This is a genomic window from Aquimarina litoralis, from assembly GCF_019295435.1.
GTDB lineage: Bacteria > Bacteroidota > Bacteroidia > Flavobacteriales > Flavobacteriaceae > Aquimarina > Aquimarina litoralis_A.
The window spans coordinates 44,217-70,017 of record NZ_WEKL01000022.1; the positions used below are offsets into that span (position 1 = coordinate 44,217).

Here is a 25,801-nt window from a genome sequence, read left to right on the forward strand (position 1 = left end):
CAAATTGGCAATTCATGACGATGACTGCTCAAAATTAATTTTGAGCAGTTTTTTGTATAAGAATGTTTTTAGCAAAACTATGGTTAATTAAAAACAAATCCCTTGTAAATACTAATTTTCAAAAGGGATTTGCAATGTTTTGTAATCGTGGAGGGATTAACTTTGTTCATCCCTTCAAGCTCACTCCTGCATATAAGAAACCTCGAGCTAGCGCTCTAGTTCTTTATTTTATTCCAAAGCTTCAAACTACGTTTGCAATTCACATTTTGGATTAACTGTGTTGATCCCTTGAAGCTCACTCCTCCAAATAAGAAACCACGAGCTAGCGCTCTAGTTCTTTATTTTATTCCAAAGCTTCAAACTACGTTTGGCTTTTCCATAAATAAAGAACCACGCCAAATGCCGTGGTTTCTTGTTTGATGTGACCCAGAATGAACATATGTCGAACCCTTTTGAAAAAGAATTGTTGAAAATCAAAGAATTAGCAGAGCACTTTAAAGTTGCTTAGTATAAATTAGCCAGAATGATGTGACTTCACTTCTACTCTATTCTTGAACCTAAGGGTTCATAAAATCAAGGTCGTAGGTTCAAATCCTGCTCCCACTAATAAACTTAAGTAAATCTTTTCTTAGTACACCTAGCTGGGGTGTTTAAACCTCTAGATACAAAAATCAAAAACTCGCATGTTATCACGAGTTATATCCAAAAAACGAATCCCTTGCAAATATCAGTGTTTACAAGGGATTTGCAATAGTTAGTAAACATGGAGAGAAATAATTCAAACTTTTTGAAAGAAGATGCTAGCTTAATTATCAGATTATCAATGGATTTAAAAAACAAGTATTTGACATAGTAATAAATTAATTTGCAAATATATTATAGTTTAAGAAAGATCATAAACTACCTTACAATTACTTAAAAAGAGAAAAACCACACTTTCGGGGTAAAAAAGACCAGCTTCAAGTGTAAATGAGTTTTACTTTTTCAAATTACAATTTTGCTTAATTTTTTAATAGAATTTTAGATAATTAATCTATCCGAAGTTCTATTTTTTTTCAACCATTACCATTTTTTGGTTGTTCATTTCTATGTTTTAGCAGAGTTTATCAATTCACCATACAGAAATAAATAAAATCGCTTCATAAATTTAAGTTGTTTTATTTATTTTTGAAAAATAATATGCACTAACCTTCAATGAAATATTTAATTAAATTATTTCTATTTTTTTCTTCTAATCTGATTATCACATTTTGTTATGGTCAAACAGTTAATGAAAAAAGTGAAATAAAAAATTATTTATTAACTAAAGACGGGAAATTCATTGAACTCCATCCGGGTAAAACAGTGACTAGTTTTAGTAAATATGTTCATGTAATAGGACCTAATAAAAATGGTAAACAAGGGGAGTATATGAAAATTAAAAAATCCAATGTAAAAAAGATAGTTATACGAAATGAACTTCATCTTCCATTGGATCCGAATGCAAAACGCCCATATATTTTCCGAATAGTAGCTAAAAATGATGAGTATACTTTAGGGGTGACATATAGAATGAAAAAGTCAGGTGATAGCACCTTTTATAGGGATTATTTTGGCATCTTTGATAATAGTGGAAATGAAATTGTTTTTATTAAACTAAATCGAAATAAAAAGAAGAGTGTCGAAATTATTAAAAAATATTTTGGCGATTGCTTGAATGAATTTCTGCCCCAAACAAAAAGAGAAATGAAAAATAGTGGTGATTTATTGTTTACTGCAAATCAGATCATTTGTAATTGAATTAAACATTTTCATTCCATTCGAATTATTTATAATCCTTGTTATCCAAAGAAAAGCAAGGGAATTATTATACAATGTTGACTAGTTTTTCTTCTTATATTTTAGCAAATCATCTTTTAGTTTCAACTTAGCGGTTTTCATGTCCATTCCATCAACTAATTGTTCTCCTCTAGGATTTAGAATATAATAATACGGTTGAATAGATGAATTAAATTGTTCTTTTTGAAATTTCTGCCATTTTTCATCTTTTTGCATTGGATCAACAAACATTCTAACATTTATATAATTATATCTAAGAGTATGAAAAATCCTTTTATTTTGAATTAAAAAGTTTGACTTAATTTTTCCTATATTGATCCTATTAAAGTTTGAATACTATAGAATATAGGTTTTTCTACCTTCTGTACTTTTATGACTTGTGATTTTCATTTTTTTTATTGCAATTAAAAGATAAAATAGATAATAGTGCTAAAACATACTTTTTCATATTAATATTGTTTTTTCCATTTGTTAATTACTAATAGAGCAGAATCTAAACTTATTGCACGATATGAAGCATTCAATTTTGGAAACTTTTTTCGTGAAATTTCATTAAAAGCTGTTTGACATAGATATACACTATTTTTTTCAAGGTGTTTTGACATGTTATCTAATTTTAGTTCATTTTTCTTTTTCTTAGTTCTATGTATTGAATCTAGGATAAAAGATTCACTAGTTTTATTACTATAATTATATATTAACCCAATTCTTGTTTCTACATTTTCATTTATTTTTCTTGAGTATATAATTGTTTCTGAAATTTTGTTTTCAGTAAAGGGATTGAGTAATAAGTTTTTTTCTATTGATAAGTAGTCACTCATTACCAAATTGAATTTATTACGCCTCCAAAATTTAGTGTATTTTGTCGTATCCTCTGGTTTAATGCAAGTCAATGTGTCATTAGGTTGAATATCAGTCCAAATGCTGTCCTCTTTCGTTCTTATCCAATAAGTAACATTTCCTGTAATCCATCTGTCATTGATAGATCCAATCTCTTCAATAATTAGACTGTGGTTCTGTGTACGTTTCGTTATTTTAGATTGCTCATTTTTACAAGAAAATATGACCAATAAAAGAATAAAAAGTAAATCTTTCTTCATTTTTAAACTTTAATTCTCATGACAGACCTCCTCTCAGATATAGGCAATGGTTAAAAGCAGAAAATCCGAGCTATGGTATTTATAATTTTAATTATAGAACTATGTTTTTATCAAAACACGTGTTAAGTAATTTAAGTTCTTTATCTAGGTATTCTTGTTTTCTTTTTCTTGAAATTCTACTTAAGTTTCTTGTAGGACTACATTGACTATAATTTAAGACTCTATTATCGTTTCTTAATCTATAATTTCCATAAAATATCCATTTTCCTTTTACATTTGGTAAACCAGAACAAGATGTAAGATAATAACCCTCCAAAGTTGCTCCTATATTTACACTCCCCTTAAACACATCAATAACTTCAAATTCATAGCAATCATTTGAAGACGCCATCAGTTTACCTATGAAAATAATATCACTGCTTTCAATAATTTGAGAAGTTTGTTGCTCATTCCATTCATTCCAAAATTTTGTACACATACAAGCAAAAGAATCAGGGATAAATATTATTAAAAATATTATTAGAAAGTTTTTATTCATAATGTTTATATGTTTTTCCCATTTTCAATTAGTAATAGAGCCGAATCTAAACTTATTTTACAATATAAATCATATTCTTTTGTAACTTCCTTATATCTAACATTATAAGACGATTATCAATTACTCATTTTCTTAAATATTTTACCTACTAAAAGCACAAAAATTGTTTGAATTATTAATGTGTTGTAGTTTATTTACTTTTTGTAAATAATACGCTTAATTTTCCAAACTAAATCCCACATTCCCTGATCACCAATGTTATTTGATAATATTATTATAGTAATATCATTATTAAAAATTTTTAAAACCATAGCTTCTGCTCCCCAAATATTTCCTTGTCTAGAAGCTGCTTTATGCTTTTCTTTATCGGATATGTTATATTCATAAACCCATAATCCACTGGCATAATTATCACGATCTTTAACATTGTTTTGTGGTGTTAAAAGTGTTCTTAAAGTATTTTTACTTATTAACTTCCCTTTATGAAGTGAATTCGAAAAAGTAAGCAAATCCTTTACATCTGAATACATTGCTCCTGCAGCATAATAATTCTCAACAAAATACGGAATATCTCGTTCTAGTTTTTTGGTTTCTTCGTTATACCAATAACATTGAGCTAAATTATCTACGATTGAATAATTAAACATACCAGTGTTTGTAAGATGTAAAGGTTTGATAATTTTTTGGCTAAGGATTTCATAAAAAGTTTTTTTGTAAATGCTTTCAAGAATCTTTCCAAGTATAACAAAATCAGCATTATTATAATTAAATTTTTCACCTGGAACATGTTGTAATGGTCCAGAACAATAATTATCCACGATTTGGTCAGTCGTTAGTCTTTTTTCATATACCTCATCACCCTTATTTTCATAATCCTGCAAACCAGAAGTTGATGTGAGCAATTGGTATATTGTTACTTTATCTTTAGCTTCTCCATTATATTCTGGGAGATGCTTTCCAATTTTATCTTCTAATTTTACTTTTCCCTCTTCGACAAGTTGGTATATTAAAACCGAGGTAAATAGTTTTGTCACGGAAGCTATCCTAAATCTGGTATTCAGTTTATTAGGCACTTTAAATTCTTCATTTGCATATCCATATGACTTAGAAAATATAATACTGTCTTTTTGTTGTATCAGTATATTACCATTAAATGAGTGATTTAAGATATAATCTTGAAGTGGCTTTTCGAAATCATTAGATTGGCAAAATATCGATGATGATACAATTAGAGCAATTAATAGACTGATATTTTTCATGATTTAGTTTATAAGGATTAGTATTTTATAAGGATGATGAAAAAAATAGATTGTTACAGTCTAATAAAGTTTTTTTTGAATTTTAAAAGCTAATTACAAGGAATCTGGATACATTTGATTCCCAATTAAGTACTAAGAACATTTTTAAGTATGCAACAGATTAGAAATTCAAAAAACTTTCAAAGTACACAATACCTATATAATTTTTATGCCCCCTCAAACTATAAGTTTCCCCCCTAAAGTGCTCTTTACAAAAAGAAATAGTAAAATAATATTTTCCATCCAATTCTGGACGTTACCATAACAATTAAAACACTTGAACTAAAAAATATTATTAAGGACTTGTTTCAATTTTCGTCTAGTCTTTTTAGTCTGTTAATGGCTTCTTCATTATCAGGCCATAATTTGATTGCAGTTTTAAAAGCGTCAATTGCTTTGTTTTTTTTATCAACTTTTAGATAGGCATTCCCCAATTTGGTATAAGTCCCAGTAAGTGAAAGTTCTTTAATACTTAATTCATAAAGTCCAATACCTGTATCATAATCCTCATTTTCAATAAATTCATCCGCCAATGCATTAATCTTTTCCGGTGAAAAATTATATATAAAATAGTTATCCTTATTTTTTTTCAAAATATTGAACTTTTGGATACCCGCATCTAACCCTTCTTGAAGAATTACTTTTTTTATAACATTTCCAACAGAAATGAGAGGAACGTTTAATGGTTGTTCTTTGGTAAGAATTTTTTTAAGATACTTCGTAGAAGTACCATATATAGCATTTGCTCCAGTAGATTTAGCTGTTGCAGAACCTCCTACAATTCCTATTAATAACCCATTTTGATCCACAATTGGAGAACCGCTAGCACCAGCTATATTAGCTTCCGCTTTTGATGAAAACACAATTCTACTACCTTCGATTTCTAATATTTCACCTTCTTTTATTACACATTTTTTATCTTTATATGGGCATCCAAAATAATAAACACTTTCGCCAATGTTAACCTCATTATATCTGGGTTTTAAAGGTTTTATCTTAGGAGAAATATATCCTGTTTCAAAAACAATCCAATCACGTTCAGTAATTGTTGATTTAGGTCCATTAAGTATTTCAGAAGAGTCTGTATTTATGAGTTTCGTAATAACAACAGAGTCTTTAGGGTTGCCTTTGGGATGCATTATCCATTTTTTCAAGTTTCCTTGTAAATCTACAGAATTCATCGATTTAGTCTTAGCAATCCAAAGTATATGCTTAGCAGTTACAGCCAAGGTATCAGATCCTGTGTCGACTAGAAATCCTGTTCCAGCATATTCAAAAGAAGAATGGATATAGCTTTCCCCATTTTTATATTCTACATTATTTATCATTGCAATTGCTGGCCATTGTTCTTTTGGTTGATCAATCCAAGATTCTTGAGGATTTACTGCGCAACTTGTAAAAATAATGGTTAACAGGAAAATTTTAAGTTTATTCATGTTTTAAGAAATTGAATATTTTATCATTTTATTAGTTACTATTAAAAGAATATCAAATATTAAAGAAATACACTTAGTTATTAATTTTGAGGTTTAGTTTTATGAATTCTATTTGTCTTGTATTTTTGTATAGACAAATTTTATTGGTAGGTAAAAGGTTGATATACCTTGTTAAATACTAAATTTTCAACTCTATCTGTAGTAGCAATAAAGCCCTTAATCTTATTATCCTTTTCCTCAAATAAAAGTGTTCCAAAAAACCAAGTATCACCTGAAAATTTATGATGATCTAAGGGAGACAATGTTGTTTTTTCTTGCCGTTGATGTTTAGCAATCAAATTTCCATTTTCAAGAATTAATTCATAAGTAGTACGCAGTTCAGGACTATAATAAAAACCTGTATATTCTTGAAGTTTTGAATTGTCCACATGATATTTTATTCTTTTGCCTCTGGAATTTTGACCATTATGATTAAAAATCAACGTATCAAAATCACCATTTTTATTTTTCACAAAGGTAATTGTGGCACTTATTCTTCTAATTTGAAACTGTTTTTCATTAATGGTTTCTAAAGGAAGTGTACCCTGTCCAGTTGCTGTTATGTACAGTTGTTCTTCCTTTTCATTGAATTCCATTATGAAACCTGGTTGCAGCTCAAATTTACCCACATATCTTTTTAATGTTTCTTTAGCAACAGCTCTTGATGGTTTCTGTATAGTATCAATAGACTTTCTACCTCCAAATGTTTGCTTATTATCTAGGTAAATATCCGCAATGGTATAAGCCTTTTCATCTGCATTCAATGATCCATCATTTGTGAGAACAATAATGGATAATTTTTCGTCAGGAAATCTTAAAATTTGGCTTCTATAGCCAGCATCGGCTCCACCATGACTAATGACTTTTCTGCCTTTATATCTCGATACTCTCTGCCCAAAAGCGTAGCTCAAAGTATCACCATTTTTCAAAATCACGGTATTAGCTAATTTATCAAAGAGCTTTTTACTCCCAATTTTTAGTCTTTCGAAATTAATGACCCACTTGCTCAAGTCTTCAATACTTGTGCGTATGCCAGTATTTCCAACGATATCTTTTGAGTTTCTTATACCTTTCTTATAGCTCTTGCCATCAAAGAAATATGGACTTGCGAGGTTAGGAATGATTTTCTCATTATTCTCAAACAAAACAGTGTTTTTCATTTCTAATGGAAGAAAAATGATTTCATTTAGATATTGATGAAAAGGTTTCCCAGATGCACGTTCGATTAATTCTGCCAATAGCATATAACCAGAATTATTATAAGAGAAATCTGTCTCAGGAGTGAAGTTCAACTCTTTTTGCTGACTAAGTAGTGTTAAAACGTTTTTTCTAGAAATCACATCTTCAATGTTCCAACCAGCCATACCTAATAAATAAGTGATACCTCTTATACCATGGGTATGCTGTGCTAATGTCTTCACTTTAATAGTTTTTCCAAAATCTGGTAATTCTGGAATATACTTTCTAATATCATCATCTAAAGCAACTTTTCCTTCCTCCACCAAATTTAAGAGGGCATATGCCGTGAATTGTTTTGAATTCGAAGCAATATTGAAAAGGGTTGATGGGGTATTTCTTATACCAAATTCAAGGTTTGCAAAACCGTATACTCCCTTAAATACAATGGTATTGTTCTTTATAATAGCTACAGTAGCTCCTGGAGTATCATCTATATCCCAAGATTTAAAAAGATGATTTATTTCCTGCTCCATTAACTTATCAATCTTATCAATACCCTTATTATGTTGAGCATTAATCATTACGTTTTGTAATACAAAAAGTGTTACAAAAAGGAGTTGTCTAAATTGTTTGTTTATCATTTTATTACTTTTAAATTCTTTCAATTATTTTGGTACAGGTATCTAATAACTTTAGGTCTAATTCTTAATAAATTCAATGCTCTTTTTCGCTATTTGTGAATATCAAAACACTATTGCCGAATCTTGATATCAAAATAATTCCCCTAAGTTTTCCCTTATACTAGGATTGTATTTCTTGATTATCAATTAAGCTCTGTGGAATAATTCGAGTTTTTAGGTATATCGAATAGAATACACAAAATATATTTACCACTTTAATAGTCGTCTATCTTGTTTTTTTCAATTCTGTAGTTCAATATAAGTGCTAATCCACCAAATATAAATGTGAATGCAAAATAGAATACATTAGCATCCTCTACTGTAAATAAATAATTGACAAAATTCCCAATTAAAATACCAATACCAATTCCAGCACTGACCATTCCAATTTTTAAAGTTATTGCTAAGATCTTGGTTTTATTATACAGTGAACTTGCGGACACACCATTTTCAATCATAGCCATACGTTCTCGATGTCTCGTCTTCAGATAGAGATAAATAAGTCCAGAAATCGAAACTATAAATGTTATTGGTACTATAATATCTCCATTCATTACAAATAATTTTTATTGTTATTAATGTGATGCAAGAATGACGATTCAGGTTACATAAACTTGTAAACTTTTTAATTAATATGATCCGAAACTGTAACGTGATCTTAAAAACTTGCATCTTAAATATAAGATGGGTTTTAAAAACGACTTAATATATATTGATAAAGTAAAAAAAGGAGACCTGACCGCCTTTTCTTATCTGGTAGAAAAACATAAAGACATGGTATATGCATTAGCTTTAAAAATTATAGGTAACACTATCGATGCTGAAGATGTCGCCCAAGAAAGTTTTATAAAAGCTTATCAGAATATAGGAGAGTTCAAGTTTGAGTCCAAATTTTCAACTTGGTTATACACTATAACATATCGGTCGGCACTATATCATAAACGAAAAAACAAGATTGATACTAGGTCTATAGAAACAAATGACGAAAAGAATTTTCAGACGAATTCCAGTTCGCAAATTGAAGATCTTAAAATAGGAGAGCAGCAGAAATTTATTAAAATTGCTATCGACTCTTTACCAGCTGTAGAAGGACTTTTGGTAACCTTGTTTTATATTGACGAAAACACCGTGGAGGAAATTAGCTCCATCACAGGCTTATCTGTCACCAATGTGAAAGTGAAGCTATTTAGGGCTCGAAAAAAAATACGAAAAAAGCTTAATATCTTGCTAAATGGGGATACAAGTTCAATTTTATAGGATGAAAAGAAAGGACGAACTTCTTATCAAGTTTATCAAATCTGTACAATTAGATACTCCAAGTCCAGATTTTACAGAAAATGTGATCACCTTCTTAAGTGAGGAATCTACATTGGATGAAAAGATAGAAATAATATCAGAAAAAAATCTGGGAAGAAACCTATTGCCGTTGGCACCAAGTGATTTTTCGATTAAAACAATGAGAGAAATACAGGATAGAGCTAAAAAACCAGCTTTACAGCCAATAGTATCTTTAAAAACTATGGCAATAAGCATATTAATTATAGGTTATCTTTTTTTAGTAATTGATGCGCTTTTTTTTAACGTACTTTATTTATCCGATGAATCCTTTTTCAATGTAGAATGGTTTCAAGCATTATATAATATACCAAAAGTGTTTTGGATTAGTATGATGGTCTTGACTATTTTGATCCTACTAGATTCCATTATTAAAAAGAACATGTCATTAAGTGAATAGTATATAAATTCAATGTTTTTTCAAATAGCTCTGATTTTCTACTTTTATCCAATACTTAAATCAGGTAGGAAGTCATATAAATATTTCATCGAATCTTTTTATGCTCAGAKTATCTAAAAACAAATTTTTATTAACGAAAAAAGGGTTAAGTCTACTCCTATCCGGAATATACTTTTTTAATTAGTGGATATATTCGTTTGTCTACTTCCATTAATAAAATCATGTATCCAAAATGATATTTTTTTATCCTTATGCAGTCTTATTAATAAATTTCAGTAAACCTTTTCCTACTTTACCTAGATGAATAGTTCAAACTTTTTGTTATTGAATATCAGTAAATTATATATTCTTGCAAATTTCATAAAAAAATACATTGTAAACACTAGTATTTAAAAGGGATTTACAATATTTAGTGCCCCAGACAGGATTCGAACTTATTAACTCTGATTTTCAACATCTTAACTAATTATTTAAAATCAACAATCCCATAAAACCTATTGATTTTCAAGGGATTATTTAGTATTGTGACCTCAACGGGAAATAGTTCAAACTTTTTCGAACAAGATGTTGATTTAATTATCAGATTATCAAATGATTTGAAAAATCATTATTTGACATAATATTCAGTTTAATTTACAAACACAAAAATAAATTTTCATCAGATTAAACCTCTAGACTTATAAATCTTAAAGCATAGCTATTAATAATATAAATTGTGAAGTATAGGTATTCATCTAATTCATAACCCTAAAGTCCAAGGATAGGACTGCTATGTTCATGACATTTTTTTAATTAAGCTTGACAATTTTATCCTGCTTTTTTTAGTATATAGTTTTTCCAGATATTCTTTTCAAGGAATACATTAATTCTTCTATAAAAGATTTTTATTTAGAGGCTTAAAATTCTGTTTATAAAGATGTTGAATGATTTAAATGATCTAATTATTGAGAATATTCATATAAAACTTAATAAGAAATGTTAACTTTATTGGACTTCAATTATTAATTGGAGAATTAATCTTAAAACCAATTGATTATGAAATGTAAAATAGTATGTTACAGCAAAATTTTAGTTCTATTAGCAAGCATATCTATCTCTTGTGACCCCTATAAAAATACTACAAGTATTGATGATCTGAAACTTATGTATCTAGCTTCTCAAAAAGCACTAATCGATAGTCTTGAACAAGAACAACCCGATGAAGAAGAGTTAACAAGTATAAAAGAAAGATTTGATGTAGATTGTAAAAAAATCGGGAACATGTGTCCTTCCGCGTGTACCGAACCTATAAATTGTCTTGCTAAAAGTGTACCCCCCCCAGGAAAATGTATGCCTTCTAGTTGTCCATCGTATCTTTTTACACATATTTTACTTACAAATCCTGGTATTGCACCAAACCCGTATACGATTACATTTAAAGAGAAACAAACGGGGAAAATAACTAATATAGCATTTGATAAAGTAAAACTTAGCAACCTCAAATTAGGTGAGTCAATTAATAAAAACACAAACTTTTTAAAGACAAATATTCGATATGATATCACGATTGAAGAAAAACTTCCAAATAATAAGATAGAAAGATTTACAATATCAAATGTTGAATTTGTGAAGAAAGAATTTAATCAATTACAAAAATAAATAGTTCTTATGAAGTATATTTTTTTTGTAATAGTTAGCTTTTTTTTCTCATTTAATATTTTTTCTCAAAAAGAATTTTCTCAAAAAGAAATCCAATATCATCTAGAAAAAGCTTATGATTTTTATTTTAATGATAGAGATTCTGTTACCTATTATTTAGATAAGGTTAAATTAATGGCATTAAAAAATTCTGATATTTCAAATCTATATGAAGCTTATATAGTAGATTCGTGGGATGCTAGTAATTATGAAGATTTAGAACAAATTAAACTGAACATTGATGTTCTTGACTCGCTGACTATTGTTTTTAAAAATGCTTTTGATAGGTTAGATAATCGAATAAAGCGTCAATGTCAATTCAACTATACTAAAGGACAATACTTTGATGAAATTAAGGAGTATGATAAGTCTAAATTTTTTTTTGAAAAAGTTATTTCTGTTTGTGAAAAATTGCCTGACTCAATCCTTTCGGAAGACTTTCTACATTTATGGATAGAAAGCAACATATATGTGGGAGCTATTCATGCCGAAGAAAAGAAATATAATCAAGCCTTAGAATATTATAAGAAAAATTTACGATTAGCTAATTCTAAAACTAAAAATAAATCCTTGGCTTTTAGCACTCTGATGCATATTGCTGATGTATATAGGTTTAATAAAAACTATCAGAAATCCAATTCATACATTCTAAAATGTTTACCATTCTACAGAAAACTTACGAAAAAGTCTAATAATAGGGTTCTTGTAGCTTATGAACACTTGATAGAAAATTACCTGAAACTTCAGAAATTGGATAGTGCGAGATACTATCTTAATCTAATAAAGGAAGAGTTTTCTGAGAGCCACCCAATGTATGATCATTATTATAAAGCGAATTCTAAGGTTTTTGAACAACAAAATGATTATAACAATGCTTTACTGGCATTAACCAAGAATGCGGAGTTTATCAAAAACAAATGGAAAAACGAGTCGCATTATGAGGTTTCTGAATCCCACTATTTATTGGGAAAGTTACACCAGAAATTTAATTTCTTAAATGGGGCTACAAAAAGTTTTGATAAGGTAATTGAGAGTTTTTCGAAAGATAAAGTATTGTCTAATATTGATCAAGGATTGATTTTAAAAACATTAAAAAATAAGATAGACGTATTCAACAAATTATCAGATTATAAGCAATCCCTAGAAGTAGCAGATAGCTCAATTTCAATGTTGGATAAGATTAGACCTACATTTAGAGTGCATACCGATAAACTTTCCTTAATGGCAGATACATTCCTAATGTTTGAGAATGCACTAGAAGCAACTTATAATCTATATGATGATACTAAAGACGAAAAATATATTAAGAAAGCATTTTATTACTCAGAAAAGAGTAAGAGTTCTTTGTTGTTAGAGACCTTACTAAGTTCTAAAGCTAATAATTTTGTAGGGATTCCGAAAGATTTAATTGAAAAAGAGAAACAATTAAAAGTTAAGATTACAAAGTTAGAAAAGCGTATCAACAAAAAACCAAGTGATAGATTAAAAAATGAATTGTTTGAAGTAAAACGAAAACATAGATCCTTTATAGACACCTTAGAAAAAAACTACAAAAAATATTACGATTTAAAATATAATACCCAGGTAAGCGATCTTAGTACTATTCAGAAATCTCTTTCTGAGAATCAGACCATGATTTCTTATTTCTATGGTGATAAAGCAATATATGTGATTAGCATTGGAAAAGAGTATAAAAATCTGGATAGAATCGAAATTCCAGATTCTTTTGAAAAGGATATCAAAGAAATTTATAACTTATTTAGTAATTCGAAATCAGATACTTCTTTATTAGCGAGAAAAACAAAGTATGTTTATGATTTAATTCTAAAACCTTTTATTAAGGATTTACAGCAAGAACACTTGATAATTATGCCAGATGGACCTTTACATTTTGTGCCATTTGAAAGTTTAAATACCAGGGATAAAACAATTCGATATGTAATCGAAGACAAAAGTATCAGTTATATAAATTCGGCTACGCTTTTGGCAAATTTAAAGCAACAAGAAAATAATCAGGAAGTACTTGCATTCGCTCCTAGTTTTGAAGGTACTCACGAGATTTCAGCAAATAGAAATAAGCTATTACCCCTTATTTATAATACAAGAGAAGCAGCATCGATATTAAACCATTTTAAAGGAGATTTATATCAAAATGAGGATGCGTCACTACAAAACTTCACATCTAATATGAGAGATTTTGATGTCATTCATTTGGCAACACATGCTTTTTTTAATGATGTGAATCCAGAGTATTCTTATCTTGCCTTTTCTGATAGAGGTGATGAAAACCTACTCTATGTAAGTGATATTTACAATACTCAGGTTAATGCAAATATGGTCACATTAAGTGCTTGCGAAACAGGAATTGGCAAACTGAAAAAGGGGGAAGGATTTTTGAGCTTGTCTAGAAGTTTTTTTTACGCAGGGGCTTCAAGTATAACAAGTACTTTGTGGAAAGTTAATGACGGCTCGTCCTCAGAATTAATGGATATGTATTATTCGTATCTTTCCAAAGGGTTTTCTAAAAATGAAGCGTTACGAAAAGCTAAAATAGATTTTATTTCAAAACACAAAGACATTAAGTTTTCACATCCTTACTACTGGTCTGGGTTTATAGTATCTGGAAATACCGATCCTTTAGTATCTAATAATTCAGAGGTTTGGGTTTTAATTGTTATCATATTGTTCTTATTCGGATTACTTTTAGCTTTTTCTTTAAGGAAGAGATCAAGGTTCTCTATTTAATTACTTCAATTTTTCATATAAAGTTATAGCCTTTTCTTTATTGTAATTGTAGTTGTTAATTATGATTTTAAGATGCTTACGAGCTTCAACATTATTTCTTTCATGTAGATATATTAACGCCAGGTACCAATGTGCTTCAGCTACAAATCGTTGATCTTTTTTTATTATACTTACATATAACTCTTTAGCTTTTTGATACTTATTCAGTGCTGTATATGATTGTGCTATGTAAAAGGGAAAATATTCTTTTGGAGTGGCAGCATTAAATTTGGTAATTGCTTTTTGATATTTTTCTTTTCCATAAGCTAAAAAAGCTTCTCGTTCTAACGAATTTTCTTCAGTACTTCTTTCAAGATCATACTCCGTATTTGGATATATTTCAAAATTTGCACTATATAGCTTTTCATAATCAATTCCGAAGAAATATTGATAACCAAACCATCCTGCAGATAGCAGCAATGCAATCGATGCGGCTATTTTCCAATATAAAAAACCAGATGAAGTTGACTCCTTCTTTTTCTTCTTGATGTCGGATTCAAAGGTGTTTAATTTGGCTCTTAAATCTTGATTCCTTTTTTCTTTTGTAACACGTTTTACATTGCTTTCATATTCAAATTGAGCTTTAAATTCGGCATCGGTAGCTAGTAAATTATTAAATAATTCTTCTTGAGCTTTGGTTAAGCTATTGGCAAAATAGTTATATAATAAGTCGTCTTTATTCATGTGTTAAGTATACGCTCTTCAATACGTTCTTTTAATGTTTTTAGGCAACGAGATTTAGTACTTTTTATCACATTCTCACTATTGTAAATTTTCAATTCCAGAATATCTCCAATTGTGAACCCACGATAATAAAAAAGATCCAGTAATTCTTTACACTTCTTACCTAAGGTATTAAAATGTTGATATAATAATTGTTGCTCTTTTGTCAACTCTTCTGTATCAATATCCAAATGATCTATTAGCTCTTCTTTTGGTCTCACTAAGGATATATCAAAATCAGGATTCACCGTTCTATTAGCTTTCTTCAGTTTATCTAATATTATGTATTTACCAATACTAATAACATACGTAGAAATAGTGCTTGTGAAGTTTTGAATTCTACCGTTCATTACATTGTCATAGAACACTATGTATGCATCTTGATACACATCAAGAATGTCATCATCAGAGATGTTATACCGTTTAGCAAAATTGATGAATTTATCTCTGTTGTCTTCATAAACCTGCTTAAGTACAGCATCAGAACCTTGTTTTAAATCATCAAGTGTAATGGTTTTGGTTTTACGCATTTAATAATTTGGTTACTAAAAGGTTAACATACTCTCTCAAATTTAACTTTTATTTTTTGAACTCTCATATTGTATTTCATTAAAATATTTTTCAAAGATGTTAACCTTTCTACAGCAGAGTTATTAAATGTCATAATTCAATTTTTTAAACATTAAAAATCATGAAAAAAATCAAATTATTAATTAAGGGATTATTATTTAGTTTATTACTAGCAAGCTGTTGGAGTGAGGATGACGATTCATCAGGAATAGTAATTGATATAGAAGGAGAGGATATGGTAAATGCTCAAACTCTAGCGTGCTCATATGATGAGGATATTATTTTGACCAATCATTCAGATGGGGTTGATTATATTATTGAATGTGATCTTGAACTAAACGCTCTTATGACAATTGAAGAGGGTACAACTATTATTTTTAAAGCAAGTGCCTCAATTTCTGTTGACAATGAAGGAGCTCTCTCCGCAATTGGGACCAGTACATTACCAATTAATTTTATGGGAGAAGAATCTATAATAGGATTTTGGAAAGGAATCGCATTTAAGTCTAGTGATATACGCAATGAATTAAATTATGTTGTTATCTCTGATGCAGGAAATGCTCCGGTAGAGCCTGTTTGGAATCGAGAGAAATGCGCGATTGTCATCATAAATAGTACGATAAACGGAAAATTAAGTCTTAAAAACTCAATTATTAAAAATAACGATGGTTATGGTTTATTTGCTGAGAATAAGACTACTTTACAGGATTTTGAAGATAACCAATTCGAAAATAATTCAGGTCCTGCATTAAGTTGCAGTGCAAATCATGTTCGCGCTATAGATGAAAACAGCACATATAGAAGTAATGAATTTGATGGAGTTGAAATACGAAGGTCTGATTTAGATGAAACAGGTAGTCATACATGGTCAGGGATACATTTTAATATAGTAGGTGATATAGAAATCGAAAAAGATCTAACTATTAAACCGAATGCAAGATTGACTTTCGAACCCAGTACAGTTTTTATGGTTGACAATGACGGTTCTTTAAATGCTATAGGTACTGGTAGTGAAAAAATTGTTTTTACTGGTACAGTTACTTCTTCACCTTCCTGGAAAGGTATTGGATTTAAATCAGAAAGTGTACTAAATATTCTTGAACATTGTGAAATATCTTATGCAGGAAGCGATCCCGCAGATAATATTTGGGTAAATGATAAATCGAATATTACAATTTTTAAGACAGTAGATCTAGGTAGAGCAACCATTAGGAACTGCCAAATTTCAGATGGAGCTGGATATGGAATTCTAGTAGATACCAATACAACCCTTATTGAATCAGGTAATATGTTTAATAATCTAGTTAATAGAAATATTAAGTACGAATAGAAAAAATTAAACAACCGAAGTCTTTTTGATCTCGGTTGTTTCTGCCTTTACTTAATCTCTTTTCAATGAGATCATACAACAGTATTATTCTTAAATATTTTTTCTGAAATCATATCGGAACAATTTAGATGTGTAATACTCATAGTGTAAAATGTTAGCATTTTGCTATCACTATCATATACAGGAAATAGGTTATACCATTTAAACTAAAACAACTAGAAATGGCATTACAATCAAACACACAGATATTTATTGGTGGAAAACCAATCGATTCTTTTAAAAGACTAACATTAAAACAACATATAGATGCTCATCATGAGTTAGAATTGGTCTGTAGAATGGACGTACTTGAGGGGCTTGGCGATGAACTTGCTTTAGAAACTAAAAAATTTTTAGGAGAAACTATAGTCTTAAAAATAGCATCAATAGATGATAGTTCTGGATACGAAGAATTAGAATTCAAAGGTGTAGTTACCTATGTCCAGAATATTAAAGGGTTTCATCAGAAGGGAGGCGATATTATTTCATTTCAAGCACAAAGCTGTTCCATTATTGCTGACGATGGTCCACACTACAGCTCCTATAGTGATGTTGGGTTATCCGAAATACTAGATAATACTTTTAATGGATATGACCGTGCTAAATTGGAGACTGATTTTAATCCTCAAAATGGGCAAAACATACATTACAGTGTACAGCATAATGAAAGTTCTTTTGAATATGCCAGCAGATTAGCTGCACAATATAGTGAATGGTTCTATTATGATGGGAAAAAACTGGTTTTTGGACAACCCGAAGATGGTGATCCCGTTGAGCTACATTATGGTTTTGATTTACAGGAATTTTCGCTAAAACTACACCCTATCCCTAACAAATTTAACTATTTCACAAATGATTATTTGGCAGATGAACAGTATGAAGTTGCTAGCCAAGAAATAAGCACTGGAGCGAATGGGTTTAACGGATATACCAGTAATAAAAGTGAAGAGCTCTTTCCCAAAGAAACCAATGTATTTGTCAATTCGCTTATTGACACAGAACTAAGACCGCGATTAAACACCTATGTAGAGCATCAGAAAAAAGCTATTGAAAGCCGCCAAGTATTGATACAAGGTGTTTGTGATAATCCAGGTGTTACAGTAGGCCAAGTTGTAAAAATAAAAGAACAAAATACATATCATGGAAATTTTCGCATTACACAAGTTATCCATAATTGTACAGAGAGTGGACGGTATCAAAATCAATTTGTAGGCGTTACAATAGATCTGGACGTATATCCTAAAACTGATATGAGTGCTTTTCCAAAAAGTGAATCTCAGATTGCTATTGTCAAAGAAAATGCAGATCCGGATAAATTGGGTAGAATCAAAGTTCAGTTTTTCTGGCAGAAAGTAACGGGAGAGATGACGCCATGGCTTCGAATCATGACTCCACATGCAGGAGGTGAAAAAGGTTTTCATTTTATTCCTGAAAAAGATGAAGAAGTCATCATTGGATTTGAAGGGGGAAATGCAGAACGACCCTTTGTAATGGGTGCAATGTACACTGGTAATGGCAAACCAGATGAAGGTTGGGAAACAGCTGAAAATGATATTAAAGCCATTCGTACACGAGGTGGTCACACTATTTCTTTTTCTGATCAAGATGGAGGAGAGAGTATATCCATAACGGACAAAAATGGTAATTCTATAGTATTAGATACCGTTGACAAATCCATTGCCATAAGTGCTCCTGATAGCATCAGCATTTCTTCAAAAAAAGTCAGTATCAGTGGTTCCAGCTCTGTAAGCGTCAATGGATCAAAAGTTAAGATCGGTGGTAAGGCGGTAGTTATTGACGGGGCTAACTCAACAAACGTTTCTAGTGATGATAAAGTAGTTCTTACAGGTAAAACGGCAGTGAATGTAAATAGCGATAAAGAAATCTATATCAATGGGTTAGCAAAATCAACAATTTCTTCCTCTGGGGTAACCTCTGTAGAAGGTACTATTATTAAACTCAATTAAGAATAATGAAAGGAAATAACCCAATACAAGGTCGTATGCTACAGTTGCTTCAGAAATGGGCCATAGCTATCAACACACCCAATGTTAAAATTGTTCGGATCCTTTATGCTAGTAACGAAGAGGAAATGATCAATGCTTTTTGCAAATTCATGCTTGCACTGGATACTGAGCAAGAAGATCTCGTTTTACTATTGGAACAGCCTTTCTCAAACCTAGAAAATTTCGGAAAAGAATTAGTAGAAGAAATCGAAAAAGAAATAGTGCTATGGAACCAAGCAGAAATCCCTGAATCATTTAATTTCAAAACCATAGAATGGAAACCGGATTATACCTTAGGAAGTGAAAATAACCATGGCCAGATATTCATCAAAAACTTAAACAGCCTGGCTAATTATTTAGTTGCCAAAAAAGATATTAAAGTCAGTGTGGTTATCAGAATGCATGGCGCAGACAGCAAACAAGCATATACATGGTTTCATCATGTGCTACAGACTTCCATAGAAGAACATGTAATTATTGGGATTGATGACAGCGAAGACTTTAGAATATATGATAAGCTATCTAAACAATATCCCCAAGAAGTGTATACGCTAAAACCTAATCTTTCTATGGACGATGCCATCGAAGAGTTAGCTATGGGACTTGATCCCAGTAAACCTACGACTCCGTATCGTACAAATTTGATTAAACTCATGAATGCGGTTAAAAACCGTAAAAAGGATAAAACAAAACGATACGCAGAAAAATGTTTAGAAATTGCCGCCAAAGAACTTAAAACAGATCCTAATTGGCTTTCACAGATTGTTACCATCTATACGATTCTCTATAGTGATCAGATAGGCTACAAACAATACAATGACGCTATTTATTTCGCAGGAAAAGCAGTAGAAGCTGCATTGTTAACGAGAGGCTTACTCGATCCGTCAATGTCCTATCGATTAATTGGACAAGCTCATATTGGTAGAGGTGGGATGTATAATGTAAAGAAAAAAAGAAGCCAGGCCTTAGATGATTACATCATAGCAGCAGAAGCCTATGAACACTGCGAAGATCACTTACTGCATTGTGAATCTCTACGATTATGTGGCTGGATGTGCGAAAAATTATTTGATCATAAGGAAGCCGTTCAATATTATATAAAGGCTTATCAATTACATGAGAAACTTGCTCCTGATGTGCTTAGAAATTCAACATTTCCCTATGTGATAAAAAAATTACTGGGTAGCTCGACCAGAAGAGAATTCCTAAGTACAGAACAGATGGACCAGGATTTAGCTCCCATTTTTGGAGAAAAATGGGAAGATACCATCTATCAATATGGAAAAGCGCCAAAACCTCAAACCAACTCTATATAAATTCTGGAATAGGAAATACAAAAAGATTCTTAAAACTAAAAAGCGATGTCTGTAGCGAGAACCACATTTTTTGACAATATGAGCAGAAATATCAGCAATACCGTACAAGGTGATCCTGATTATTTCGGAAGTTTTACCAATATGAACCTGACTACGGGGCACCAGATACAAAGTATTGCTGGTAATGTTGATCGCGCCATACAATTATTGCAAAACGATAACCTTAGTGCCAGCACCCAAGTAACCGCACAAGCTCTCAATATCCTAGACACAGCTATTCAGGGAGCTATGGCATTTAAAAGCTTGGCAGAGAACATCGCTGAAACAGCCGTATTACCTGTGCTCTCAGATCTTGGAATGACAGGCATGGCGAGCCTTCCAGTGGCTAAACAACTGGATCCGGTTATGGGGGTAGATATGCATATGGTAGTATTTCCACCACTTCCGGCACCTATACCAATCCCCCATCCATATATTGGGATCTTATTTAGGCCAAAAGATTTTATCAGTTCGGCTCTTGCAGTAGCATTGCCTCCACCTCCTCCACCGCCTGATAAACCAGTAGATACAGATGCACAACAAACTGAAGCGAATATAGATCAAGCCCTTACCATTGGGCATACGGTTGCACAGATTGCCATTTCAATGATTGGAGCAACTGTTTTGATCGAAGGTATTCCGAGAGCGGTGGCTGGCACCCCTACTTTAAATATCGTTCCACATTTTCCTATAGGCCCTTCGTTTCATCCTAATTTTTTAATGGTAGAAAAAAACAAAGGACACGCATTTATGGGTAGCTTATTGGCATTGGCAGATAATTATCCTATTTCCGGCGGAGCATCACATATGCACAACAATTGTTGGGATATAGGTATTCCATCCATAAACTCTCTCGATGATAGTCAAGCACGTGGATTACGCTTTTTTGCACCAACGGGACTGATTACCTCCATACCTATGTCATCCACGATTCTAACCAATCCGGTGCCATCTCCAAAGAATCCTATGGCGATATTTCAAGTGGTAATGAGTAGACTGCTTCATGGAGTTGTTCGAAAAGTACTAGGCAGAAATAGACTTGCCGGTTTATTGCATCGCGGTATTTGTATGGTCACGGGACATCCTGTAGATGTGGCTTCTGGTATGTTTTTTACTGATGAAGAAGATTTTTCCTTGCCAGGTCCCATTCCACTGTCCTGGGAACGGGTTTGGTATAGTAAAAGTGATTATAAAGGTCCTTTAGGTAATGGATGGCATCATAGCTATGATATTGCATTGGCAATTGATAAAGAAGAAGGTATTGCCACCTTACGCCTAGAAGATGGAAGACCTATTGTTTTTGTCTTACCCGAAACAACTATTCCCTCTTTTAATAAAGCCGAAAAAATACAACTTCTTAAAAACGAAGAAGGTGAATACTATGCATGGAATATTAAGGAGGAGGTTTTTTATTATTTCACCAAAACTCAATATAACGACCAACACTTACTTCGCAGTATCGTAAACAAAAATAGCTTTAGCATTCAGTTTAAATATGATCGAAACGGTTATTTAATAGAAATTATTGATAGTGCCCATCGTAAACTCCAGGTAATAAATGATATAAATGGTCGTATTCTTGAAATCTTTGCGCCCAACCCTAATCTACATGATAAAAATAAAACTTTTGTCATTGCTTCTTATACCTATGATAAGAAAGGAAATATGATACAACAGACCAATGCTGTTGGTGACGCTATGCATTTTGAGTATGATGGTTATTTAATGGTGAAAGAGGTTTGGCGTAACGGACTTACCTGGTATTTTAGATATGATGGAACTGAAATAGGCTCGCGATGTATACACACCTGGGGAGATGGGGATCTGTATAATCATAAATTAACATACGAGGAAGGCAAGACCATAGTAGAAAATAGCCTTGGGCAACTTACTACCTATTATCACAAGGGTGGACTGGTTTATAAGAAAGTGGATGCCAATGATGCTGAGCATTACTGGATATACGACAAAGATAATCAGCTACTTTCCGAAACTGATCCTATGGGTAATAGTCACCTCTATGCATATGATGATTTTGGAAACAAAACCAAAATCATCGACCCTACGGGAGCTACCATCTCTACGGATTATATAAACCCAAAAACCCCTCATTTGCCTGTGGAAGCAAAAGATGCTAATGGCGGAACATGGCAATGGGAATATGACGAGCAGGGCAATGTTGTGAAACGCACCAACCCAATGGGAGCGAGTTCAGAACTTTTATATCAAGACGGACTTTTACAAAGCATAACAGATCCCTTAGGTAATAGTTCAAAATTACAGTATGATAAATACTATAACATATCTGTGGTCACTGACAATCAAGGAAACAGTACTAAACATAAATATGATGTATTAGGACGATGTGTTAAAACAATTAATGCCAAAGGCGCTACCCAAACGAGGGAGTTTGATTTGTTAGGACGCGTGATACGAGTTAAGGATTATAATGGCAATCATATAGAACTAGGGTATGATGGGATCGATAATCTCATTTCTTATAAGGATGATCTACAAGAGGTAAAGTATCGATATGCAGGTATGTGGAAAATGACAAGCCGAGCAGATCAAAGAGGTACCACACTTTATCAATACAATACTGAAGAACAACTTACCAAAATCATTAATGAAAATAAGCAGCCTTTCAGCTTTGAACTAGATGATGTAGGCAATGTCGTTAAAGAAATTAGTTTTGATGAAAGCACAAAACTTTTTAAAAGAGACCCTGCTGGTCGCGTTGTAGAGATCACAAAAGCCAGTGGTAAAAAAGTGAGATACGAGTATGATAGCGCTAGCAGAGTAACAGAGATCATACATCAGGATGATGATGTCCAAAGTTTTGAATATAATGCAGCTGGTCAACTGATTACAGCTATTAATAAGGATGCTGAAGTAACTTTTACACGTAATCAATTGGGATTAATTACAGAAGAAGCCATTGGTGATTATATCATTAGTCACCAATACAATGCTCGAGGAGTTCGAATAGGGCTGCAAAGTAGTTTGGGAGCTAATATTAAGTTTGAGCATGATAACTTTGGTAATCTGGCAAATCTAAAAGCAAGTCATGAAGAAAATCAATGGGAGGCTAACTATCGATATGATAGTTTAGGCTTTGAACTGGAACGATTACTCCCTGGAAAATTACAGCAAAACTTTAGTTATGACACTTTAGGGCGTTTAACTTCACAACTAACCTCCAAAACCAATAAACAAAAACATAAACGCCAGTACACCTGGGGAAAAAGCGATCGATTACATAAAGTACAAGATAGTTCTCAAGGAACCACGGTTTTTGGATATGCTCCTACCGGACATTTAGAAAAATCTTCCTTTGGCAATGGCGCACAGCAACACCGATTGGCAGATCAGGTAGGGAACCTTTATGAAACTCCTGATAAAAATGATCGTACCTATGGTATTGGTGGACGATTAGAAAAAAAAGGAAGCTGGCATTATGTATATGATCAAGAAGGGTTCTTAATAGAAAAATATAAAGGTAGTAGTAGCCTGTTTAAAAGCAAAAAAGACCATTGGAGATACCAATGGAACAATGAAGGCATGTTACAGCAGGTAACCCGTCCTGATGGTCATGCCGTAGCTTTCACCTATGACGCCTTAGGAAGGCGATTAAGTAAAACCTTTAAAAACACGATTACAAAATGGTTATGGGATGGCAATACGCCGTTGCACGAATGGAAAGAACACCTACAAACCGGCCAGGTACTCAGCAACAGTACTGTTGGAGATAATGGGATTATCACCTGGGTATTTGAAGAAAATAGTTTTATTCCTACTGCCAAGCTTAAAGGCACTAAAAAATACAGTATATTAGTAGACCATCTGGGTACACCTTCACAGATGTATGATGAAGAAGGAGCATCTGTTTGGGAACGTTCTTTGGACAGCTACGGCAAACCGCATTACCAAAAAGGAGGACAGGGTTCTTGCTCTTTTATGTATCAGGGACAGTATGAAGATGCAGAAACTGGATTATATTATAATCGCTTTCGATATTATGATCCTGAAGATGGCAGGTATATTTCTGTGGATCCTATTGGATTGTTCTCTGAAGAGTATAATTTCTATGTCTATGTTGATAACCCTAACAATTGGGTTGATGAATTTGGGTTAAAAAGGTTATATGCTTTAGTAGCAAGTGAAGATGGTTGGTATCCAGTTATGCAATGGGGTCAGAAAGAACCAATTGGTGAGATGTTCCTAAGAAAAGGAGAATTATGGAAGATAGGGGAATCAATACGTCCAAGAAAAAGGTATTCCGGAAAATGGCTTAAAAGGATGAAATTAAACATGGTAACATTGTCTAATGGTCATAAAAAACTAATGCAGATGCTAGAACGAATGAAACTTAAAGGTCATCGAGCTTGGAAAGGACATTTACCCCCAGGAAATAAATGTTGCCATTAAATAATATAAATATGGAAATGTCCGTGGTTTGTGATACTTATTTACCTTACTTAATCGAGTTACGTGATGAACTTGAAGTAGTGTGGGATAAAATAAATGAAAAGTATAAAAAAATAAATGAGCCAAAAGAAATTGGTTTTGCTTTTAGGTGTTTACCTGATGAAATTGGACGTAAAACATTTAGAAGATATGACAAGGATAAAGAATTGACACTTGATATAACAGTAAGTTATGAGAAATATAAAAAGATGTATAAAACAGAAATACGTCACGATTTAGGACATACTTTTTATAGTTATTTAGAGGATTCTTTAAAAAAATATAAGTTTAAACAACTTAATGCCAAAGAATTATTATCCGATATAAAAGAATGGTGTAATGAAATAGGTTGGTTAGAAGATGAAGTCGATTATTCTAAAGATTTAGATTATCCAGAGTAAATAATTTACTCGGCTTGCTTCCCCTGATTTCCATGGCAAAACCAAGTAGAAATTGTTAAAAATATCAGGCAGCAACTTTTTGATAAGGTTGCTGTCTTTTTATAACTGCACAGACTCTGTGTACCAGTTTTTTTCTTATGTTATTAATGACAAGCATTTTAGATTTTCCTTCTTCAACTTTTCGATTGTAGCAGTCTTTTAATTCAGGATCTTAAGTCATAGCTACCAATGCCTCTGCTAGCGCGAGCGTCTTGCTCGTGCCGTAAGAGTGTCTCGTCCTAAAAAAAGTTTACATATTTTACATTAATCCTAAAATAGATCTAAAAACACCTTTACATCAACAATCCATATTTTCCACTTTCCTAAGCAATTCTTTTTTTGCGTCTGTACTTTTATAAGAGATTCTATAAAAATCCAGGTAATGTTTGATGTTTTTTAAATCACTTTTTATAGTTGGTTTTGGTAAATCATCTTCTATATACTTTTCAAGATATGGAGAATTGGGGTTGAGTTTACGCTCATGCTCTCTAACAATTTCTACAAGTGTAAACTATAGTTTTCTGTAGTTAACACCATCGACGTCATTGTTCTCATCATAGAATAATAATTTTTTAAGCCTAGCGCAA

The 25,801-nt window shown here is 31.8% G+C and carries 19 protein-coding genes; 10 read left to right on the forward strand and 9 right to left on the reverse strand.

The annotated features are described in order from the left end of the window. The first annotated feature begins 1,194 nt into the window (after positions 1–1,194). Entirely contained in the window at positions 1,195–1,779 is a 585-nt protein-coding gene (locus tag GBO31_RS12945) for a hypothetical protein (RefSeq protein ID WP_219008777.1), read from the forward strand. Between the two features lie 81 nt (positions 1,780–1,860). Here GBO31_RS12945 and GBO31_RS12950 read toward each other — a convergent pair whose 3' ends face one another. From GBO31_RS12950 to GBO31_RS12980, 7 genes are all read right to left on the reverse strand, one after another. Further along, on the reverse strand, positions 1,861–2,049 hold the full coding sequence (locus GBO31_RS12950; protein ID WP_219008778.1) for a hypothetical protein: 189 nt from the start codon (positions 2,047–2,049) through the stop codon (positions 1,861–1,863). 218 nt (positions 2,050–2,267) lie between these two features. Further along, positions 2,268–2,918, reverse strand: coding sequence for a hypothetical protein (locus GBO31_RS12955; protein WP_219008779.1), 651 nt, complete (start codon positions 2,916–2,918; stop codon positions 2,268–2,270). Between the two features lie 91 nt (positions 2,919–3,009). Further along, a complete protein-coding gene (locus GBO31_RS12960) occupies positions 3,010–3,396 on the reverse strand; it encodes a hypothetical protein (RefSeq protein WP_219008780.1) in 387 nt (128 codons plus the stop codon). Between the two features lie 254 nt (positions 3,397–3,650). Continuing rightward, the gene (locus GBO31_RS12965; protein ID WP_219008781.1) at positions 3,651–4,715 is read right to left on the reverse strand and encodes a serine hydrolase domain-containing protein; all 1,065 of its coding nucleotides are present in this window, start codon (positions 4,713–4,715) and stop codon (positions 3,651–3,653) included. A gap of 347 nt (positions 4,716–5,062) precedes the next feature. After that, on the reverse strand, positions 5,063–6,190 hold the full coding sequence (locus tag GBO31_RS12970) for a trypsin-like peptidase domain-containing protein (RefSeq protein WP_219008782.1): 1,128 nt from the start codon (positions 6,188–6,190) through the stop codon (positions 5,063–5,065). A 140-nt stretch (positions 6,191–6,330) separates the two neighbouring features. Continuing rightward, entirely contained in the window at positions 6,331–8,049 is a 1,719-nt protein-coding gene (locus GBO31_RS12975) for a serine hydrolase domain-containing protein (RefSeq protein ID WP_219008783.1), read from the reverse strand. A 254-nt stretch (positions 8,050–8,303) separates the two neighbouring features. Beyond that, positions 8,304–8,642, reverse strand: coding sequence for a DUF6249 domain-containing protein (locus GBO31_RS12980; RefSeq protein ID WP_219008784.1), 339 nt, complete (start codon positions 8,640–8,642; stop codon positions 8,304–8,306). A 130-nt stretch (positions 8,643–8,772) separates the two neighbouring features. Between GBO31_RS12980 and GBO31_RS12985 the strand changes: the two genes are divergently transcribed. From GBO31_RS12985 to GBO31_RS13000, 4 genes are all read left to right on the forward strand, one after another. Continuing rightward, positions 8,773–9,345, forward strand: coding sequence for an RNA polymerase sigma factor (locus tag GBO31_RS12985; protein WP_219008785.1), 573 nt, complete (start codon positions 8,773–8,775; stop codon positions 9,343–9,345). Position 9,346: 1 nt separating this feature from the next. Then, the gene (locus GBO31_RS12990) at positions 9,347–9,823 is read left to right on the forward strand and encodes a hypothetical protein (RefSeq protein ID WP_219008786.1); all 477 of its coding nucleotides are present in this window, start codon (positions 9,347–9,349) and stop codon (positions 9,821–9,823) included. Positions 9,824–10,858: 1,035 nt separating this feature from the next. Continuing rightward, the gene (locus GBO31_RS12995) at positions 10,859–11,461 is read left to right on the forward strand and encodes a hypothetical protein (protein WP_219008787.1); all 603 of its coding nucleotides are present in this window, start codon (positions 10,859–10,861) and stop codon (positions 11,459–11,461) included. Positions 11,462–11,470: 9 nt separating this feature from the next. Beyond that, complete coding sequence (locus tag GBO31_RS13000; RefSeq protein WP_219008788.1) at positions 11,471–14,245, forward strand: CHAT domain-containing protein; 2,775 nt, start codon at positions 11,471–11,473, stop codon at positions 14,243–14,245. On the opposite strand, the gene GBO31_RS13005 is transcribed toward GBO31_RS13000, so the two are convergent. Together GBO31_RS13005 and GBO31_RS13010 are read right to left on the reverse strand one after the other, a co-directional pair. Then, entirely contained in the window at positions 14,246–14,968 is a 723-nt protein-coding gene (locus GBO31_RS13005) for a tetratricopeptide repeat protein (RefSeq protein WP_219008789.1), read from the reverse strand. After that, entirely contained in the window at positions 14,965–15,537 is a 573-nt protein-coding gene (locus GBO31_RS13010; RefSeq protein WP_219008790.1) for an RNA polymerase sigma factor, read from the reverse strand. Before GBO31_RS13010 ends, GBO31_RS13005 begins: the two co-directional genes overlap by 4 nt. Positions 15,538–15,698: 161 nt before the next feature. Between GBO31_RS13010 and GBO31_RS13015 the strand changes: the two genes are divergently transcribed. From GBO31_RS13015 to GBO31_RS13035, 5 genes are all read left to right on the forward strand, one after another. Further along, the gene (locus tag GBO31_RS13015; RefSeq protein ID WP_219008791.1) at positions 15,699–16,907 is read left to right on the forward strand and encodes a hypothetical protein; all 1,209 of its coding nucleotides are present in this window, start codon (positions 15,699–15,701) and stop codon (positions 16,905–16,907) included. A 221-nt stretch (positions 16,908–17,128) separates the two neighbouring features. Beyond that, positions 17,129–18,913, forward strand: coding sequence for a type VI secretion system Vgr family protein (locus tag GBO31_RS13020; RefSeq protein ID WP_219008792.1), 1,785 nt, complete (start codon positions 17,129–17,131; stop codon positions 18,911–18,913). A 35-nt stretch (positions 18,914–18,948) separates the two neighbouring features. Then, the gene (locus tag GBO31_RS13025; protein WP_219008793.1) at positions 18,949–20,268 is read left to right on the forward strand and encodes a tetratricopeptide repeat protein; all 1,320 of its coding nucleotides are present in this window, start codon (positions 18,949–18,951) and stop codon (positions 20,266–20,268) included. Between the two features lie 45 nt (positions 20,269–20,313). Further along, complete coding sequence (locus tag GBO31_RS13030) at positions 20,314–24,735, forward strand: DUF6531 domain-containing protein (protein WP_219008794.1); 4,422 nt, start codon at positions 20,314–20,316, stop codon at positions 24,733–24,735. Between the two features lie 11 nt (positions 24,736–24,746). Continuing rightward, positions 24,747–25,175 (forward strand): hypothetical protein, encoded by a 429-nt coding sequence (locus tag GBO31_RS13035; RefSeq protein WP_219008795.1) that lies wholly within the window; start codon positions 24,747–24,749, stop codon positions 25,173–25,175. The last annotated feature ends 626 nt before the right edge of the window (positions 25,176–25,801 follow it).

What these genes read in the sequence shown, in the direction of transcription:
- GBO31_RS13035 (WP_219008795.1), top strand. Translation starts at nt 24,747, where the DNA reads ATGGAAATGTCCGTGGTTTGTGATACTTATTTACCTTACTTAATCGAG.
- GBO31_RS12995 (WP_219008787.1), top strand. Translation starts at nt 10,859, where the DNA reads ATGAAATGTAAAATAGTATGTTACAGCAAAATTTTAGTTCTATTAGCA.
- GBO31_RS13020 (WP_219008792.1), top strand. Translation starts at nt 17,129, where the DNA reads ATGGCATTACAATCAAACACACAGATATTTATTGGTGGAAAACCAATC.
- GBO31_RS12980 (WP_219008784.1), bottom strand. Translation starts at nt 8,642, where the DNA reads ATGAATGGAGATATTATAGTACCAATAACATTTATAGTTTCGATTTCT.
- GBO31_RS12975 (WP_219008783.1), bottom strand. Translation starts at nt 8,049, where the DNA reads ATGATAAACAAACAATTTAGACAACTCCTTTTTGTAACACTTTTTGTA.
- GBO31_RS12985 (WP_219008785.1), top strand. Translation starts at nt 8,773, where the DNA reads ATGGGTTTTAAAAACGACTTAATATATATTGATAAAGTAAAAAAAGGA.
- GBO31_RS12970 (WP_219008782.1), bottom strand. Translation starts at nt 6,190, where the DNA reads ATGAATAAACTTAAAATTTTCCTGTTAACCATTATTTTTACAAGTTGC.
- GBO31_RS12945 (WP_219008777.1), top strand. Translation starts at nt 1,195, where the DNA reads ATGAAATATTTAATTAAATTATTTCTATTTTTTTCTTCTAATCTGATT.
- GBO31_RS13025 (WP_219008793.1), top strand. Translation starts at nt 18,949, where the DNA reads ATGCTACAGTTGCTTCAGAAATGGGCCATAGCTATCAACACACCCAAT.
- GBO31_RS13015 (WP_219008791.1), top strand. Translation starts at nt 15,699, where the DNA reads ATGAAAAAAATCAAATTATTAATTAAGGGATTATTATTTAGTTTATTA.
- GBO31_RS12965 (WP_219008781.1), bottom strand. Translation starts at nt 4,715, where the DNA reads ATGAAAAATATCAGTCTATTAATTGCTCTAATTGTATCATCATCGATA.
- GBO31_RS13000 (WP_219008788.1), top strand. Translation starts at nt 11,471, where the DNA reads ATGAAGTATATTTTTTTTGTAATAGTTAGCTTTTTTTTCTCATTTAAT.
- GBO31_RS12950 (WP_219008778.1), bottom strand. Translation starts at nt 2,049, where the DNA reads ATGTTTGTTGATCCAATGCAAAAAGATGAAAAATGGCAGAAATTTCAA.
- GBO31_RS13030 (WP_219008794.1), top strand. Translation starts at nt 20,314, where the DNA reads ATGTCTGTAGCGAGAACCACATTTTTTGACAATATGAGCAGAAATATC.
- GBO31_RS13005 (WP_219008789.1), bottom strand. Translation starts at nt 14,968, where the DNA reads ATGAATAAAGACGACTTATTATATAACTATTTTGCCAATAGCTTAACC.
- GBO31_RS12960 (WP_219008780.1), bottom strand. Translation starts at nt 3,396, where the DNA reads ATGTGTACAAAATTTTGGAATGAATGGAATGAGCAACAAACTTCTCAA.
- GBO31_RS12955 (WP_219008779.1), bottom strand. Translation starts at nt 2,918, where the DNA reads ATGAAGAAAGATTTACTTTTTATTCTTTTATTGGTCATATTTTCTTGT.
- GBO31_RS12990 (WP_219008786.1), top strand. Translation starts at nt 9,347, where the DNA reads ATGAAAAGAAAGGACGAACTTCTTATCAAGTTTATCAAATCTGTACAA.
- GBO31_RS13010 (WP_219008790.1), bottom strand. Translation starts at nt 15,537, where the DNA reads ATGCGTAAAACCAAAACCATTACACTTGATGATTTAAAACAAGGTTCT.